The 452-nt window shown below is 75.4% G+C and carries 1 pseudogene; it reads right to left on the minus strand.

The annotated features are described in order from the left end of the window. Window positions 1-452: pseudogene (locus tag LPA54_RS38575) on the minus strand (gfo/Idh/MocA family oxidoreductase); the annotation flags it as partial.

The raw sequence follows: 452 nt of genomic DNA on the forward strand, positions 1-452 counted from the left end.
GCACCGCGCCGTTCGCGTCCTCGCCCGGGTAGCGGACGCCGACGCGGTCCCGGATCGCGTCGAGCGTCCGCATCACGCCGAGGGTGCCGTCCAGCGGGACCACCGGCGACTCCGTCTCCCCGGCCCGCAGCGCCCGCATCACCTCCGCCGCCTCGTGCTTGAGGCTGGCGCGCGGGCCGTCGGCCGGGTCGGCGGCGAACTCCTCGGCGTCCCGCCCGTCCCGGTGCAGCACGAACCGCTCCGGGAAGAAGAAGCCGTCCGGGATGTCGATGCGGCCCTCCGACCCGGTGACCGACGCGGAGGTGGCCGTACCGCCCACGATGGAGCAGTGCACCGAGGCGAGGGCGCCGTTCTCCCAGGAGAGCAGCGCCCCCGTCTGCAGGTCGACGCCCTCCTCGGAGAGCGTCGCACGCGCCACGACGTCCGACGGCTCACCGAGGAGCAGCTGGGCG

This window comes from Streptomyces sp. DH12, assembly GCF_020873895.1.
Classification (GTDB): Bacteria; Actinomycetota; Actinomycetes; order Streptomycetales; family Streptomycetaceae; genus Streptomyces.